16 protein-coding genes are annotated in these 14,268 nt (G+C 64.3%); 9 read left to right on the top strand and 7 right to left on the bottom strand.

The features are described from left to right. Positions 1-52: 52 nt before the first annotated feature. Entirely contained in the window at positions 53-1,735 is a 1,683-nt protein-coding gene (locus D8Y22_RS04095; protein WP_174811747.1) for an Hvo_1808 family surface protein, read from the bottom strand. A 142-nt stretch (positions 1,736-1,877) separates the two neighbouring features. On the opposite strand from D8Y22_RS04095, the gene D8Y22_RS04090 reads away from it, so the two are divergent. The 3 genes from D8Y22_RS04090 to D8Y22_RS22210 all read left to right on the top strand — a co-directional run bounded on the left by D8Y22_RS04090 (position 1,878) and on the right by D8Y22_RS22210 (position 3,175). Then, the gene (locus D8Y22_RS04090; protein WP_141463449.1) at positions 1,878-2,450 is read left to right on the top strand and encodes a cysteine hydrolase family protein; all 573 of its coding nucleotides are present in this window, start codon (positions 1,878-1,880) and stop codon (positions 2,448-2,450) included. A 320-nt stretch (positions 2,451-2,770) separates the two neighbouring features. Further along, positions 2,771-2,938, top strand: a complete 168-nt coding sequence (locus D8Y22_RS22215) for a hypothetical protein (RefSeq protein ID WP_174811746.1) — start codon at positions 2,771-2,773, stop codon at positions 2,936-2,938. Positions 2,939-3,028: 90 nt separating this feature from the next. Then, positions 3,029-3,175, top strand: coding sequence for a hypothetical protein (locus D8Y22_RS22210; RefSeq protein ID WP_174811742.1), 147 nt, complete (start codon positions 3,029-3,031; stop codon positions 3,173-3,175). A 7-nt stretch (positions 3,176-3,182) separates the two neighbouring features. Here the strand turns inward: D8Y22_RS22210 and D8Y22_RS04085 are convergent, their stop codons facing one another. Both D8Y22_RS04085 and D8Y22_RS04080 read right to left on the bottom strand, forming a co-directional pair. Then, positions 3,183-3,671 carry a PaaI family thioesterase gene (locus D8Y22_RS04085; RefSeq protein WP_141463448.1) on the bottom strand — a complete coding sequence of 163 codons (489 nt, stop codon included), beginning with the start codon at positions 3,669-3,671 and terminating at the stop codon, positions 3,183-3,185. 72 nt (positions 3,672-3,743) lie between these two features. Next, positions 3,744-4,052, bottom strand: coding sequence for a transcription factor S (locus D8Y22_RS04080; protein WP_141463447.1), 309 nt, complete (start codon positions 4,050-4,052; stop codon positions 3,744-3,746). Positions 4,053-4,309: 257 nt separating this feature from the next. Here D8Y22_RS04080 and D8Y22_RS04075 point away from each other — a divergent pair, with 257 nt between their 5' ends. Both D8Y22_RS04075 and D8Y22_RS04070 read left to right on the top strand, forming a co-directional pair. Then, positions 4,310-5,596: an MFS transporter gene (locus tag D8Y22_RS04075; protein ID WP_141463446.1), complete on the top strand. Its 1,287-nt coding sequence runs from the start codon at positions 4,310-4,312 to the stop codon at positions 5,594-5,596. A 145-nt stretch (positions 5,597-5,741) separates the two neighbouring features. After that, the gene (locus D8Y22_RS04070; protein ID WP_141463445.1) at positions 5,742-6,245 is read left to right on the top strand and encodes a DUF5797 family protein; all 504 of its coding nucleotides are present in this window, start codon (positions 5,742-5,744) and stop codon (positions 6,243-6,245) included. A 24-nt stretch (positions 6,246-6,269) separates the two neighbouring features. On the opposite strand, the gene D8Y22_RS04065 is transcribed toward D8Y22_RS04070, so the two are convergent. Both D8Y22_RS04065 and D8Y22_RS04060 read right to left on the bottom strand, forming a co-directional pair. Next, positions 6,270-7,319, bottom strand: a complete 1,050-nt coding sequence (locus tag D8Y22_RS04065) for a DUF5787 family protein (RefSeq protein ID WP_141463444.1) — start codon at positions 7,317-7,319, stop codon at positions 6,270-6,272. A gap of 99 nt (positions 7,320-7,418) precedes the next feature. Beyond that, the gene (locus D8Y22_RS04060) at positions 7,419-8,159 is read right to left on the bottom strand and encodes a DUF4013 domain-containing protein (protein ID WP_141463443.1); all 741 of its coding nucleotides are present in this window, start codon (positions 8,157-8,159) and stop codon (positions 7,419-7,421) included. Positions 8,160-8,311: 152 nt separating this feature from the next. Here D8Y22_RS04060 and D8Y22_RS04055 point away from each other — a divergent pair, with 152 nt between their 5' ends. Continuing rightward, positions 8,312-8,572 (top strand): hypothetical protein, encoded by a 261-nt coding sequence (locus D8Y22_RS04055; RefSeq protein ID WP_141463442.1) that lies wholly within the window; start codon positions 8,312-8,314, stop codon positions 8,570-8,572. Positions 8,573-8,578: 6 nt separating this feature from the next. On the opposite strand, the gene D8Y22_RS04050 is transcribed toward D8Y22_RS04055, so the two are convergent. Then, a complete protein-coding gene (locus tag D8Y22_RS04050) occupies positions 8,579-9,088 on the bottom strand; it encodes a DUF7529 family protein (protein ID WP_141463441.1) in 510 nt (169 codons plus the stop codon). 155 nt (positions 9,089-9,243) lie between these two features. Between D8Y22_RS04050 and D8Y22_RS04045 the strand changes: the two genes are divergently transcribed. The 3 genes from D8Y22_RS04045 to D8Y22_RS04035 all read left to right on the top strand — a co-directional run bounded on the left by D8Y22_RS04045 (position 9,244) and on the right by D8Y22_RS04035 (position 13,056). Next, on the top strand, positions 9,244-10,626 hold the full coding sequence (locus tag D8Y22_RS04045) for a dihydroorotase (protein ID WP_141463440.1): 1,383 nt from the start codon (positions 9,244-9,246) through the stop codon (positions 10,624-10,626). 61 nt (positions 10,627-10,687) lie between these two features. Then, complete coding sequence (locus D8Y22_RS04040; RefSeq protein WP_141463439.1) at positions 10,688-11,455, top strand: ABC transporter ATP-binding protein; 768 nt, start codon at positions 10,688-10,690, stop codon at positions 11,453-11,455. Next, a complete protein-coding gene (locus tag D8Y22_RS04035) occupies positions 11,452-13,056 on the top strand; it encodes a hypothetical protein (protein WP_141463438.1) in 1,605 nt (534 codons plus the stop codon). Before D8Y22_RS04040 ends, D8Y22_RS04035 begins: the two co-directional genes overlap by 4 nt. A gap of 122 nt (positions 13,057-13,178) precedes the next feature. Here D8Y22_RS04035 and D8Y22_RS04030 read toward each other — a convergent pair whose 3' ends face one another. After that, the gene (locus D8Y22_RS04030; protein ID WP_141463437.1) at positions 13,179-14,249 is read right to left on the bottom strand and encodes a quinone-dependent dihydroorotate dehydrogenase; all 1,071 of its coding nucleotides are present in this window, start codon (positions 14,247-14,249) and stop codon (positions 13,179-13,181) included. Positions 14,250-14,268 lie beyond the last annotated feature (19 nt).

Below are 14,268 nucleotides of genomic sequence, written 5' to 3'. Positions count from 1 at the left end.
TCTGTGGCGCCTGCAGCGACGGTTCCGTGGTGCGGTAGTTGGGCGTGGGATGCTATGGACCCCGGCCCTGGCGTCGGTTGCGAGTGCGAACGACGACGATTGCCGTACCGACGCCAGTGACGATTGCGACGGACGCCGATCCGAATCCGAACCCATCGATCGAATCGGCGGCGGCCTCACGGCCAGCGTCCTCGTTGGCAGTCGTCGCTGGGCCCTCGAGAGCGGAGTCGGTATCACTATCGGCGAAGACGCCACCGTCGACCGCGGCCAGATCGTCGACCGACGGCGCGCGAACGATCGTCACCGTCTCGCCGTCCCGATCGATGGCGTAGGCACCGGGGAACTCGTCGTCGATCACGTAGGTGGCTTGCCAGTCGTCGACCGGATCGGCGTCGTACCCCTCGAGTAGTTGCTCGTAGGCCTCGAGAAACTGCCTCGCGTCGGCGTCGGTCTCCCAGGTCGAGGCCCAGACGTACGCCGTCTGATCGCGAGCGTCCGAGACATCACCCGCCGCGAGGTCGCCGTCGGGGTCGAGGTCTGCGTGAGCGTAGACGACGAGTTCGTCGCCGGCCCAGCCGTCGGTCGGCGGTTGATCGTAGTCGTAGCCGACGTCGTCGGTGAAAAACGCCTCGCTGTCGATCACTGCGGGGCGGGAGTGATCCATCGTCCCCGCCGCGAACATCGAGACCATGCCGACCTCGCCGACGGTTTCGCCGCCATCGTCCGAGCCGAACCGTTCCCACTCGTCGCTCGAGCGATCCGCCACCGACAGGTCCGCCGGCTCGCGGTCGTCGCCGGGACGGATCACCTCGGCGCTACTGACCGGCGGATCGTCGTACAGGTCGTCGACGGCTTCCCAGTCGCCGTCCTCGAGGTGGTACTCGACGTAGCCCGGCCCGTCGCTGTAGGGCTGGAAGACGATCAGGTAGAGTCCGTAATTGATCGTGGGCGGTGCGACGGTCTCGCCCTCGGGTTGGACACAGTCCCATGCCTCGAGACACCGTTTTTCGTACTCGGTGTCGATCCAGACGGCGTCGCCTTCGATGAGCCCGTTCTTCGCGGCGTCCTGGTCGATCGTTTCCCGCTGGTAACTCGCGAGATCGAAGTGCTGGTCCTGTAATGCGTGTAATAGCTCGTGTCCCAGCACGACTTCGTCGAGTTCGGGCGATTCGGGGTTATCAGAGACGACGACGACCTCGTCGGTCGAGGGATCGTAGTAGCCTTCGACGGTCCCGCCGTAGAGTTCCTCGAGTTCGGCCTCGAGTGGGGTCTCGCGATCGACCATGAACAGCGTCTCGTAGGTCACGCTCCGGGAGAGCCGTTCGGTCGCGCTCGCGTTTCCGACGACGCCGTCGTCCTCGGCCTCGAACTGCTCGCGGGAGACGACATCGACCGGTACCTCCTCGTCGAACGTGAGATTCCGAAGCTGTTCGACGCGAGCCATCGAGCGGTAGACGACCGCCTCGAGTTCCTCGTCGTCCAGAGCGGCGTCATCACGGTCGTCGACCGCGAGTTCGTCGTCGTACCAGTAGCCTTCGACGTACCCGACGGTTTCGGTGGTCGACGGCTCGTCGGGTCGCTCGCCCGTCGTTGCGGGCTCGTCGTCGCTCTCGGCGACCGGCCCGTCGGCGGGCAGTGGCGACACCAACACCCCGGTGACGGCCCCGACGCCGAGAAGCACGATCACCGCCGCTGCGAGGACAGCGGCGAGGACCTGCAATCGCGTCGGGTTCATGCGAATACGCCTCGGTAAGCGATCGACTGCAAAAAGACCGCCGGTCGCAACCGTCGGGCGATCCGCGCCGCTTCCCTACCCCGTCGCGAACGTCCTCCAAGTCGTCGCGAACGTTTTTACGATCCCACTCGAACGATCGCATATGAACCTCGAGCCAGCACGAACGGCCGTCGTGGTCGTCGACATGCAAAACGGCTTCTGTCACCCCGACGGGTCGCTGTACGCACCGGGTAGCGAAACGGCCATCGAGCCGATCGCCGGCCTCGTCGAGCGAGCCACCGAGGCCGGCGCGTCGATCGTCTACACGCGCGACGTCCACCCGCCGGAACAGTTCGACGACGCCCACTACTACGACGAGTTCGACCAGTGGGGCGAACACGTCCTCGAGGGCTCCTGGGAGGCCGCAGTCGTCGACAAACTCCCCGTCGAGGACGCCGATCACGTCGTCGAGAAACACACCTACGACGCGTTCCATCGGACGGAACTCGAGGGGTGGCTAAACGCCCGCGGCATCGACGATCTCGTCATCTGTGGCACGCTCGCGAACGTCTGTGTCCTCCACACGGGCGGTAGCGCGGGGCTGCGGGACTTCCGACCGATCATGGTCGAAGACTGCATCGGCTCGATCGAGGACGATCACAAGACGTACGCCCTCGAGCACGCCGAGTGGCTGTTCGGTGAGGTTGCGACCAGCGACGACCTCGCGTTCGCCTGATCGCGACCATCAAAACTCTCGCGTTCGCCTTCGCGGTAGGAGGATTTTTGAGGGTGCTGTCGAAGGAATCGATATGATTGGGCGTTGGCGGACTGAGAGTGGTCGCAGACTCGTCCTCGAGTCGACGGTGGTCGACCGAGATCCCCTGAGGCGGTTCGGCGCGACTCGTACTGTCGGACACACGTCTCTGAAGCGAGCTCGCCAGACGGGAGTCGCGAATGTTTACACCTGCCGTCTGCAGTATCACGCTCGAGGGTGCGCGTGGCGACCCATACAGGGGGTAACCGGCCGAAGGCGATTCCCACTCGAGGTGGCCACCGGTGAGTAACTATCGGATGCGGTTGCTGTACGTCGTCGGCATTGCGTTCAACCTGATCGCGCTGTCGGTGTCGGTAAACGCCGGCGAGACGCTGTTTGCGGTCACGTTCGGCGTCATCGTGGTGTATCTCGGAGTGCGATACTGGATGATCGCAACCGGAAAGCACTGATACGGATTGCTGTACCGATGTACCAGCCTTGATTTATACCGTGAACGCGTCCAGCCGACCGCGTAAGCGCCTCGAGTCTGATCGACGAGTATGATCGATCCGGTGTCCGTTCACCTCGAGGCGGCGATCTATCTCTACTTCGTACTCGTCGCTGGGGTCGGCTGTTATTTCCACGTCCGGCTCTGGCTTGCGTCCCGTCGAAGCCCCGATTACGACGACGGCGCGAACCCGAACTGATCGACGATCACTCCGGTCGGAAAATGCGGAATGCGCCCTGTCCGGTCGCGACCTCGCGGGTCTGTCCGTCCGGGGTCGTACTCTCGACGGTCACTTCGCTGACGCCGACGCTTCGTCCGGCTCGGATGATGTCCGCCGTCGCGGTGAGATCGCCCGTCGCCGGTCGGAGGTAGTTGACGTTCAGATTGATCGTGGCGATTCGAGCCTCGAACGGGTTCTCGATCGCCGTCCGCAGACAGAATCCGCCGGCGGTGTCGATGAGCGTCGCCGCGACGCCACCGTGGATATCCGCTCGCTGGTCGCTCGGATCGTTCGGTCGCGTATTGCTCAACTTCTCGTCGTACGGGATCGAAAGCGTAACCGCCCCGTCGCCGACCTCGTCGACGGTCGTGCCGATCCAGGAGAGAAATTCGTGGTGTTCTTCGATGACGTACTGGACGATCGCTTCGGTGTCGTCCTGCTCGTCGAAATCCATCGCGGGGTCGTCTGCAGCCATGGAAAGCCGTCCGCCAGCGACCGCCTTGAGGGCTCCGTTTCAGTATCGGCCCGTTGTCGAGCGTTGAACGTGTTAGTTATCGTCTTCGCGCCACTTGTACTCGCACTCACTGCAGATGAAAAACCGCGTTTCGGACTCGTCGGCAGCCCGAATCTGTTGCATATACCAATACGCTCGATCGTGGCCACACTCCGGACAGTGCGCGTCAGTTTCCGGTAGCGAGGTCTCCTCTGAGGATTCGATGATTTCGCTGGCCTCCTGGTCGTCGGTAACGATATACTGGTCGGCGTCGCCTTTCGGCTTCGTAAAGCCACAGCTCCCACACTCCCAGAGACCGTCGTCGGCTTTCATCATCGAACCGCATTCGTCACAGAATTCCATCGTGTCCAGGTTACGTCGACCGAGTGACTTAAGCCACGCGTTTGGCGCGAACACAACGTCGTCGCTTCACCTCCGAAGCCGCTCACGAGAGCAGATTGTGTCGATCCGACTCGAGGCCGTCGGCAAATAGCAGCGCCACGTCGCCCACCACCGTCGCTACATCTGCAGGCACAAACGGCTACTCGAGGGCCTGACGGTCCCGGCCGAGTATATTTCGATTCGAAACTATAATCGGCGGTGAGGTTGTCGTACCGACAATGGGATCGCTCGCCAGTCGAATCCTCGCGCAGTTCGCCGTCGATCGGCGGGTACTTGCCCTAGCGTTTGCCCGGATGGCCGACGGCGTCGGCAACTCGTTTCTCATCATCGTCATCCCGCTGTACGTCGCCAGCGATATCGTCGGCGGCGCGACGCTCGGCCTCGGGGAGGCGATGATCATCGGGATCATCCTCTCGCTATTTGGCTTTCTCAACAGCAGTTTTCAGCCGTTTACGGGGCGACTCTCCGACCGATTCGGTCGTCGCAAGCCTTTCATTTTGATCGGGCTGGCCGGGCTCACCCTGACCAACGTCGCGTACGTCTTCGCAGAATCGTACCTCACCTTGCTGGTCATCCGTGGCCTCCAGGGCGTCAGCGTCTCCTTTATCGTCCCGGCGTCGATCGCATTGGTGAACGAACTCGCGACGACCGACGACCGCGGCGGTAATATGGGTGTCTACAACACCTTTCGGCTGCTCGGCTTCGGTGCCGGGCCGCTGGCCGCCGGCGCGGTCGTCAACCTCGGCCCCTACTCGATCGCCACGCTCAGCGTCAGCGGCTTCGATGCGGCCTTCTACGTCGCAGCGGTCACCGCCGCACTCAGTACGGTCCTCGTGACCGTTCTCATCACCGACCCCGAGGGAACGAAGGCGAACGCCGGCGCCGATATCTCGATTCCGATTCGAGATCCCTCCGGTCGAAACCTGTTCGACCCGATCTTCACCCTCGGCGTTGCCTCGCTGTTTATGGCCGCTGCGATCGCGCTGTTTGCGACGATCCAACCCCAGGTCAACGCCCGCCTAGAGCAAGGGCCGACCTGGTTCGGGCTGCAGTTCGCGGCGTTTATCCTCGCCCAAATCCTCCTACAGACGCCGATCGGGCGCGCCTGTGATCGATACGGCCGACGACCGTTCATCGTCGCTGGCATGATCCTCCTGATCCCCTCGACGTTAATCCAGGGCTTCATTACGGGCTCGGAGACGATGTTTCTGGCCAGACTGATCCAGGGGATCGCCGGCGCGATGGTGTTTGCACCCTCGCTCGCGCTGGCCGGCGACATCGCCGGCGAAGGCGAGTCCGGCTCGAAACTCTCGGTGCTGACGATGGCCTTCGGCTTCGGCATCGCGCTTGGTCCGCTCGCTTCGGGCGCACTAGTCGGCTACGGCTTCGAAGTCCCCTTCATCTTCGGCACCGGACTCGCGGTGCTGGGTTCGATCCTGGTCTATACGCAGATCGAAGAAACGCTCGAGACGACGGCGCCGATTCCGGTCGTCGGGAGCGATTGACGGCCACTCGAGCGTGGTCGCGTTTCAACCGAACCTTCGTGGGGGAAGCGGTGGATAGAAGGAACCGATGACGTGACGATCGGGAATTTCGTGTTCGGCTGCGAGGACACAACGCAAAAGTAGGGGATCCCCATACGTATCGATGATGACGATTTCGGAGGAGGCCAGAGACCGGCTGGCTGACGTCGTGGAGCTACAGCCGACGAAAAATGCCGAACTACAGGATCGGTGGGGGATGGAAAGCGGTAGCGAGGTACACCAGTATCTCGAGAACGAACTCGGCGACTACTACTTTCGAGACGACAACAGCCTGATTCGGGCGACGGCGGAGGCAGCCGACCTCGTCGATGTCGAGCCTGGGATCGAGAGCGATCCGGACGCCGACGGGGCACCTTCTCGCATCCGCGTCCCGGAGCTGCAGACCCAGATCGTCGCGGTGCTTGCCGGTCCCGACGAGCGGTCAGAGAGCGTCGTTTCGGTGTTACACAATCTTCGAGACGAGTTCGACATCGATCCCGAGGCCGAAGCCGTCCGGTCCGGCCTGCAGAGTCTTCGCCGCAAGGACGTCGTCGAGGTCGAGTACCGAACCGTTCCGACGTTTCGACTCGCCGTCGACCGCGACGACCTCGAGGTCGAAATCGCTGGGTAACGCCGTTTTGTCGTCGGGCCGCGCTTAGAGGTCGGGCCGGCGCCGCCGTCGTCGCCGCTCGAGAAGCCGCCGGACGGATCCACCGGGCCCTCCCTCGAGCGGCCAGCCGTTCGTTCGCCAGATGGGTGGTTCGGGCTCGAACTCCGGACAGGAGCCGCCACATTCCGCGGCCGTCTGGCAGCGTCCGTGTGCACGACAGTACGGTCGAATGTGGGTTCCATCTCGAGCGTGGCCCTCGAAGTGTCTGCAGTCGGGGCGCATGGTGTCGACGAAGGATCGCCAGCCGCGTTCGTAGGCTCGCTCGGCGATTTCGAGGCGTTTCTGTGCTTTCCCCTCGGGGTCGGCGTACTCGAATCGTGCGGCTGAGGCATCGCGCCCGTCAGTGCCGGTGGGGCGCTCGAGAATGCGCGTCCCTGGGTCTTCGACCGCGAGCGTTCGCGGGAACCACTCGACGTCGCCGGTCAGGCGATCGGTGTCGAGCGTGAGAACGCCCGCCTCAATCGGTAGATCCTCGAGCAACACGGGTTCGACGGCCTCGTCCGTCTGTTTCGTCGCGACCCAGACCTCGTCGGCCAAGGCCATCGCGACGTCGTACTCGAGTTGGCCAGCGAGCGCGCGGGCGGCACTGGCGTCGAGGTCAGGTTTGTTTTCGATGGCGACGATGCGTGTTACCCAGTCCGGGTAGGGCCACCGCCGTCGAATTTCGATGCGATTGCCGCGCTTCCGACGCCGGAGAATCCCCCGGTCGGCGGCCTGGTGGATGGCCTCGCGAACGTATCGCCAGGGATAGCCGGGGTGGGGTAGTGCGTCGCGGTAGTAGCGCCACTCGCTGGGTGCGTTGGCGACGACGTGCAGGAGGTCGCTATCGAGTCGCGTCGGGCCGAAATTCGCTCGGCGGCCGAGGGCCTCCCGATCGCACTCGAGGACGATCGTATCCCAGCGGCGGCGGCCGGTGCCGAGCTGTCTAGCGACGAGGACGGCGTCGTCGCTGTCCGTTCGGTCGGGTGGCCACTCGCGTTCGGCCCAGCGGCAGGTTCGCAGTTCGAAGCCGAATTCGGCCGTCTCTCGGCTCACGCTCGTCGGTAGCAGGTAGATGTGGAAAACGGTACCGATCGGTCGGACTCGCGTCCCTCGTGGCCGACTCGAAAGGTCGTAGCCAACCTGTCTGGAGCGTCACGCGGGGAGACTCGACTCGACCGTCGTCGATTCGTCGGGGCCCACCCTCACGTGTCCGCGACGAAGGGCGACGCCCAACCCGTATGCGGACCACAGCACCGCGAGAAACGGCACTGCAGGCAGTGCGGGAATGCCGACGACGGTCACCAGACAAACGAGTACAACGAGTGGGACGACCAGCGGGACCAACTGGAGTGTTGCCATCGCGATGACATACTCGCGGGTCAGCACGATCGAGGTGACTGTGTCGCGATCGAACGCCGCTCGAACGCGTTTCGTCGCCGCGTACCGAGTCAGTGCTGCAGGCAGGGTGAAATAGATCGCGAGCGTGACGCTGGCGATCGCGAGGGCGACCAGCGCCGCAGCGAGTGCGGCGACGATACTGAGGGTCAAGACGACTGCCTCTTGGCCGCCGACGAAAGGTGCCACTGTCGCGAGGGCGAGATACCCAATCGCAGCGAGGATCCCGGCGACGAACGCCCCGGCGAGTAGCGGTCCGAACAGATAGACGGCTGTAATCGCCGTTCCCCACCCTCCGAGGCTGGCGAGTGTCTGCCACTCGCCGAACGCCGGCGGCTCGTCGTCGCCCTCGAGCGCACCCTCGAGGACTCGGAGGCAGTAGCCGACGAGGAGGACGGCCGGAACGACGAGAACGGAGCCGAGGACGAGCACGCTACCGACGGCCGTCCGCTCGAGCCACGGGCCGCGGAATGGGTACCACAGTAATGTATCACGCATATCGTTTGGCGTACTCTTGCACACCGCACCGATAAAACCGTCGCGCTGACATCACGCTTCGTATCGGTACGATCGATAGTAAGGCGGGAAATGTGAGTTCAACCTACTCGGTATTCAGTAGCATTAAGTGACCTCACTTCAGTAATCCGAACATGGCAACAGCAGAACAATCAACGGCCGCAGAGTCGGGGACGAGTCCAATCGTCGCTGCGATCGTTTCGTTCATCATCCCCGGTGTCGGACACTACATCGCCGGACACGAAAAGCGAGGGCTGTACTGGATCGGTGGATTTCTGGCTTATTACGCCCTTGCGTTCGTCCTCTCGCTGGTCCTCATCGGAATCGTGCTGTTTCTCGCGTCGCCGCTGCTTCACATCGCCGCGGCAGCCGACGGCTACCTGCAGACGAGCTAGTGGCGGTTACGGGAGCTCCCAGTCGCGGACATCCGCTTCCTCGAGAAACAGTGACGGATCGTCGTGAGAGAACGTGACCCACCGGTTCGGCGATTCGTCGTCGGCCGGTCGGACGTGAACGAGCAACTCTTCATCCAGCAGCGCCTGCTCGAGGACGGATTTCGCTGTTGAGATCGAGTACGTCAGCGGCACGGCAATAGCGGTGTCGCTCGCGGTATCGTGTTCGACTGCGAGCGCGTATCGCTGATCAGCGCCGTCGGCGGGCCGGTAATAGATGTCGGCGTCCTCGACTGTCGTGTCGGTGTCTGTGACGAGCGACGCGATAGCGTCGTACGCCTCGGCGGAGACGACGACCTCGAAGCCGAATCGTTCGTCGGCGTCGGACGGGGAGATCGCGACCGGATCGACGACGACGGTGTCCCAGCCGTCGTCGCGATATCGCTCGGCGATCGCCATCGCGTCCTCGCGAAGCTCGGTCCACGCCGCCGTCGTCGGTAACTCGCCATCTCCGGTCATTGCGGGTGCACCTGCGTGGGAGCGATCATCGTCCGGAAACACGGGTGTGTCTCGGAAAACGTTACTGCTCGAAACCGTCGTGGAGTCGATGCCGGATCGATTTCGTGGATCGGCCAACAGAAGCTATATGCGCGGCCCACGGCAAGGCAGGCGTAATGACCGTCGATCTCGTCGTCGAGAACTGCACCGTGGTTACACCCGCCGGTCGAACGCCGGATGCGGGTGTCGCAGTCGAGGACGGTACCATCGCTGCCGTTGGTCGGCCCGAACAACTTCCGGACGCCGATCGAGCGTTCGACGCCGACGGCGCCGTCTTGGTTCCGGGTATCGTCGACTGTCACATTCACAATCGCGAACCCGGCCTCGAGTACAAGGAAGACTGGGAGTCGGCGACGCGGGCGGCCGCAGCCGGCGGCGTCACGACCGTCGTCGGGATGCCAAACACCGATCCCGTGATCGATCGCCCCGACCACCTCGCGTTGAAGTTCGAGCGCGGCGAGGCCGGCGCACACGTCGACTTCCAGAGCTACGTCGTCGTTACCTCGGAGAATCTGGGTCTGATCCCGGATCTCGACGAGGCTGGTGCGCTCGGGTTCAAGATCTTCCTGGGATCGACCGTCGGCGATGTCCCACCGCCGAACGACGGCGAGATTCTCGAGGCGATGGCGGCGATCGCGGAGACAGGCAAGCGCCTGGGATTTCACGAGGAAAACGGCGAGATCATCGACCACTACACCGAGCGATTCCAGGCCGAGGGCAAGACGGATCCGATCGACCACGCCCACTCCCGGCCCGTTATCGCCGAACGAGAGGCCGTCGAGCGAATGATCACGTTCGCCGCCGAGACCGGCACGAAGATCCACATGTTCCACGTCTCCTCGGGATCGGCCGCCGAGGCTGTCGCCCGCGGCAAAGGTCGCGGCGTCGATGTCACCGCCGAGACGACGCCCCACTACCTCTGGTTCACCGAGGATGTCCTCCGCGAGAAAGGCAACCCCGCACGGATCCAGCCCCCCATTCGCGACGCCGAGGAGCGCCAACGGCTCTGGGATGTCGGCATGGACGAGGGTGCGATCGACTGCATCGCGACCGATCACGCGCCCCACACCCCTGAGGAGAAGATGGTCGACAATCCCTTCGGCAACACCTGGGACGCCATCTCGGGCTTCGTCGGCCTCGAGACCGAAGTTCCCGTCATGCTCACGTTCGTCGACGAGGGTCGACTCACGCTCGAGGAGTGGGTCTACCGCCACGCGACCCGACCAGCCCAGGTCTGGGGGATGTATCCCAAGAAAGGGTCGCTCCAGGTCGGTACCGACGCCGACTTCACCATCGTCGATCCCGACCGGGAGTGGACGCTCGCCTCGAGCGACGAACTACACTCGAAAAACAGCGTCTCGCCGTTCGTGGGCGAATCCTTCGTCGGCAAGCCGGTCGCGACCGTCGTCCGCGGCGAGGTCGTCTTCGAGGACGGCGACGTCGTGGGCGAGTCGGGGTACGGCACCCGCGTCGACGTCGACGACTCCAGCGCGGAGTGACCGCTCCGAAAGTTAAACAACACAACACGTTCAAGACGGCCGGTAGGAACGAACACCGACGATGCCCTCCACACCACCAGCAATAGACGCGGACGGCCTGACGAAGCGATTCGGATCGACGACCGCCGTCGACGGCGTCGACCTCACGATCGAACGGGGAACCGTCTACGGCTTTCTCGGACCCAACGGCGCCGGCAAGACGACGACGATGCGGATGCTAACGACGCTCACCCGACCGACCTCGGGCACCGCACGGATCGTCGGCACCCCCGTGACCGACCGCGACGGCGTTCGGGACTCGATCGGCTACCTCCCCGAAGAACCGCCGGTCTTCGACGAACTCACCGGCCTCGAGCAACTCGAGTACGCGGCGCGCCTGCGTGATATTCCGCCCGAGGAGGCCGGTCGCCGGATCGACGGCTGGCTCGAGCGCTTCGACCTCGCCGGCGACGCCGGCAAGCGAATCGACGACTACTCGAAAGGGATGCGCCAGAAGGTCGGACTCGTCCAGGCGCTGTTACACGAACCCGAGGTCGTCTTCCTCGACGAACCGACCAGCGGGCTCGATCCGCGGGCCGCTCGCACCGTGATCGACGCCATCGCCAAAATGGCCACGGAGGGACAGACGATCTTTCTGTCGACGCACATCCTTCCCGTCGTCGAAGAACTGGCCGACACCGTCGGTGTTCTCGCCGACGGCCACATCGTCACGGAGGGCGCGCCGGCGGCGCTAACGGCTCGCCTCGAGCAGGAGGCCGACTCCTCGCTCGAGGACGTCTTCCTCGCGGTGACGACCGACCAGGAACCGACACCGCTGGAGCACCGATGAGCACGACCCACAGTAGGACGATCGCCCGCGTCGAACTCCGACGCCGCTTTCGGGCGCTACAGGAGGACGCGGCCCAGTTGATCGCTATCACGCTCGTCGTTCTCATGTTCGTCCCGTTTTCACTGATCGGTCTTCTGGGCGTCCTCGTATTCGGCATGGAAGTCGGCTCCGGGGGCCTGGAGACGCCCCTCGAGTTGGTGCGGATGGGGGCCGTCTACGGCTGGCTGTTCGTCGCCGGCTTCGGCGGCTATCGAGCGTACGCGACCGCGCTGCGTCCGGACCGACTCGACGGACTGCTGACGACAGTGTCCCACCGGGATCTATTTGGCGGGCTCGTGCTCGCCGAACTCCTCCTGTGGGGAATTCCCCTGGGGCTGATCAGCGTCGGCGCCGCGTTCGCGTTCGCCGCGGGGTCGGGATCGATGGTCGCCGTCCCGTTCGTTTTGCTCACTATCTGGACGGCGTTTGGGACGGCGTTTGCAACCGGGTTGGGTCTCGCCCTCGGCGTCATGAACACCGGCGTCCGATCGGCCCTGGTGGCGCGGCTTCGAACCGTCGTCGTTCTCTGTCTGGGGATCGCCTACGTCGGCGTCATCTTCACCCAAAACGTCGGTGCCGTGTTGGATCCGCTCTACTGGCTACTCGAGCCGACGCCGATCAGCTGGTACGCCGATCTCGCGCTCCTCGGGACGGCCACAGCAGCGTCGCCCGCTCGCGGCGGCGGCGTCCTCCTCGCGAGCGCCCTCTTTCTGGCCGCGAGTTCGGTCGCGCTCTCGCGACTCGCCGCCTGGCTCTGGTACGCCGACGGCATCTCGATCGAGCGCGAGGCTGCGACAGCAGCGCCGACCGATCGCCAGTCCCGTCTCTCGAGGGTCTTTTCCCAGCCGGTCGTCGGCGTCGTCCTGGCGGATTGGAAACGCGCTCGCCGCGAGCCGATCGCACTCTCGTTCGTCCTCTATCCGCTCGTTCTCTTGGCCGGACCGACGATAACGCTGATCCAGACCGGTACCGTTACCGGGACGTTCCCGTTGTTGATCGTCCTCTGTGGGACCTGGATCACCGGCGTTTTGTTCACGCTCAACGTCGTCGGCAACGAGGGTGCTGTACTCCCGGCGACGGTTCTCAGTCCCGGTGCCGGTCGATCACTGGTCGTCGGTCACGTCGTCGCTGGCGCGCTCGTCGGCGTTCCCGCGACTGTCGTCGCGACCGTCCTGTTCGGACTCCTCGCACCGCACTCGATCGCGGTCGTCGCGACGCTTGCAGCGAGCGGGATCGTCCTCGCGGGCTGTGCGGGGCCGATCGCGACGGGTATCGGCGCGGTGGTTCCTCGATTCCAGGCTGTGAGCGTCTCTCGGAGCACCAAAGCGATCGTCCCGAGTCTACTGGCGTTTGCAATCTACTCCGTGACGATCGCCCTCCTCGCGTTGCCGACGATGCTCGTTCACACGTTCGTCGGCCAGGAACTCGCGTCGCTGATCGGTACGTCACAGGTCGTCGTTACCGCTTCGACGGTCGTTCTTACTGCTCTCGTGGCCGCCCCGCTTGCCGTCCTCTCGGCGCGGTACGCGATTCGGTCCGTCGAAGCGTTTCACTTCGAGTGAGACGGTCTGTTGGACATCATTCCTAGCCTGACCGCGTGACGGGTCACGGTCACGCCGGTAGATCGGTACAGTATACGGTATGAAACGCAACCGTCGCTCGCCGCCGACCGTCCGCGTTGCCATCACTCGAGGTCGGCACCGACGGCGTCTGCGACCGATTCGAAGCCGTCGCGCTCGAGCAGACTCACGAGTCCGCGGTTGATCCGCTTGGCCGTCGAGGGACCGTTGTAGACGAAGCCGGTGTAGAGTTGCACCAGTGAGGCGCCGGCCCGGATCTTCGCGTAGGCGCTTGCGGCCGAGTCGACGCCGCCGACGCCGATAATCGGAAGCTCGCCGTCGGTGTACTCGGCCAGCGCCCGGACGACTTCGGTCGAGCGATCCTCGAGCGGCGCGCCGCTGAGCCCGCCCCACTCTTCGCGGTTCGGATCGGTAAGGCCGTCTCGACTCGTCGAGGTGTTGGTCGCGACGATACCGTCGATGTCGAACGCGGTCGCGATGTCGACGAGGTCGAACAACGACTCGCGCGGCGAGTCCGGGCTGACTTTGACGAGGATCGGGACATCGTCGTCGTTTTCGGCCGCGAGCGTCTCGAAGATCGAGGTCAGGTGTTCGGGGGAACTCTCGTCGAACTCGTCGGGCGTGTTCGGACAGGAGACGTTGACGACGACGTAGTCCGCAAACGGTCCGAGACGATCGAAGACGCGCCGGTAGTCCTCGATGGCTTCGGTCTCGCTCGAGGAGTTCATCTTGCCGACGTTGGCGCCAAGCGGGACGGTCGGCGCCCCGTCGCGCTCGAGTCGCTCTCTGACACGTTCCATCCCGTGGCCGTTGAAGCCCATACGGTTGATCATGGCGTCGTCTTGGCGAAGGCGGAAGAGCCGGGGCCGGTCGTTGCCCTGCTGAGAGTAGGGCGTGACCGTCCCGATCTCGACGAAGCCGAAACCAAGCGCCGCGAGCGCGTGGGTTACCTCGGCGTTCTTGTCGAAGCCGGCGGCGACGCCGACCGGGTTCGGAAATCGGGTGCCGAACAGGTCGACCTCGAGTGCCGGATGATCGTACTGGTAAGCAGACGACAGCGCCGCCCGTGTCGGCCAGGTCGACTGGGCGACGCGAAGCGCCCGTTTCCCGAGATCGTGGGCCGTTTCGGGCGGGAGCGTGAACGCGAGCGGTCGAACCCGCGAGTACAGCGTCATTGTCGGTACTGTGAACGGC

The sequence above is a fragment of the Salinadaptatus halalkaliphilus genome (genome assembly GCF_006543045.1).
GTDB lineage: Archaea > Halobacteriota > Halobacteria > Halobacteriales > Natrialbaceae > Salinadaptatus > Salinadaptatus halalkaliphilus.
The sequence above is the reverse complement of the archived record's forward strand: the minus strand, read 5'-3'. Positions and strand labels throughout refer to the sequence as shown.

Excerpts from the sequence above, each read along its gene's own strand:
- D8Y22_RS04095 (WP_174811747.1), bottom strand. The coding sequence starts at position 1,735 with ATGAACCCGACGCGATTGCAGGTCCTCGCCGCTGTCCTCGCAGCGGCG.
- D8Y22_RS04090 (WP_141463449.1), top strand. The coding sequence starts at position 1,878 with ATGAACCTCGAGCCAGCACGAACGGCCGTCGTGGTCGTCGACATGCAA.
- D8Y22_RS22210 (WP_174811742.1), top strand. The coding sequence starts at position 3,029 with ATGATCGATCCGGTGTCCGTTCACCTCGAGGCGGCGATCTATCTCTAC.
- D8Y22_RS04085 (WP_141463448.1), bottom strand. The coding sequence starts at position 3,671 with ATGGCTGCAGACGACCCCGCGATGGATTTCGACGAGCAGGACGACACC.
- D8Y22_RS04080 (WP_141463447.1), bottom strand. The coding sequence starts at position 4,052 with ATGGAATTCTGTGACGAATGCGGTTCGATGATGAAAGCCGACGACGGT.
- D8Y22_RS04075 (WP_141463446.1), top strand. The coding sequence starts at position 4,310 with ATGGGATCGCTCGCCAGTCGAATCCTCGCGCAGTTCGCCGTCGATCGG.
- D8Y22_RS04070 (WP_141463445.1), top strand. The coding sequence starts at position 5,742 with ATGACGATTTCGGAGGAGGCCAGAGACCGGCTGGCTGACGTCGTGGAG.
- D8Y22_RS04060 (WP_141463443.1), bottom strand. The coding sequence starts at position 8,159 with ATGCGTGATACATTACTGTGGTACCCATTCCGCGGCCCGTGGCTCGAG.
- D8Y22_RS04055 (WP_141463442.1), top strand. The coding sequence starts at position 8,312 with ATGGCAACAGCAGAACAATCAACGGCCGCAGAGTCGGGGACGAGTCCA.
- D8Y22_RS04050 (WP_141463441.1), bottom strand. The coding sequence starts at position 9,088 with ATGACCGGAGATGGCGAGTTACCGACGACGGCGGCGTGGACCGAGCTT.
- D8Y22_RS04045 (WP_141463440.1), top strand. The coding sequence starts at position 9,244 with ATGACCGTCGATCTCGTCGTCGAGAACTGCACCGTGGTTACACCCGCC.
- D8Y22_RS04040 (WP_141463439.1), top strand. The coding sequence starts at position 10,688 with ATGCCCTCCACACCACCAGCAATAGACGCGGACGGCCTGACGAAGCGA.
- D8Y22_RS04035 (WP_141463438.1), top strand. The coding sequence starts at position 11,452 with ATGAGCACGACCCACAGTAGGACGATCGCCCGCGTCGAACTCCGACGC.
- D8Y22_RS04030 (WP_141463437.1), bottom strand. The coding sequence starts at position 14,249 with ATGACGCTGTACTCGCGGGTTCGACCGCTCGCGTTCACGCTCCCGCCC.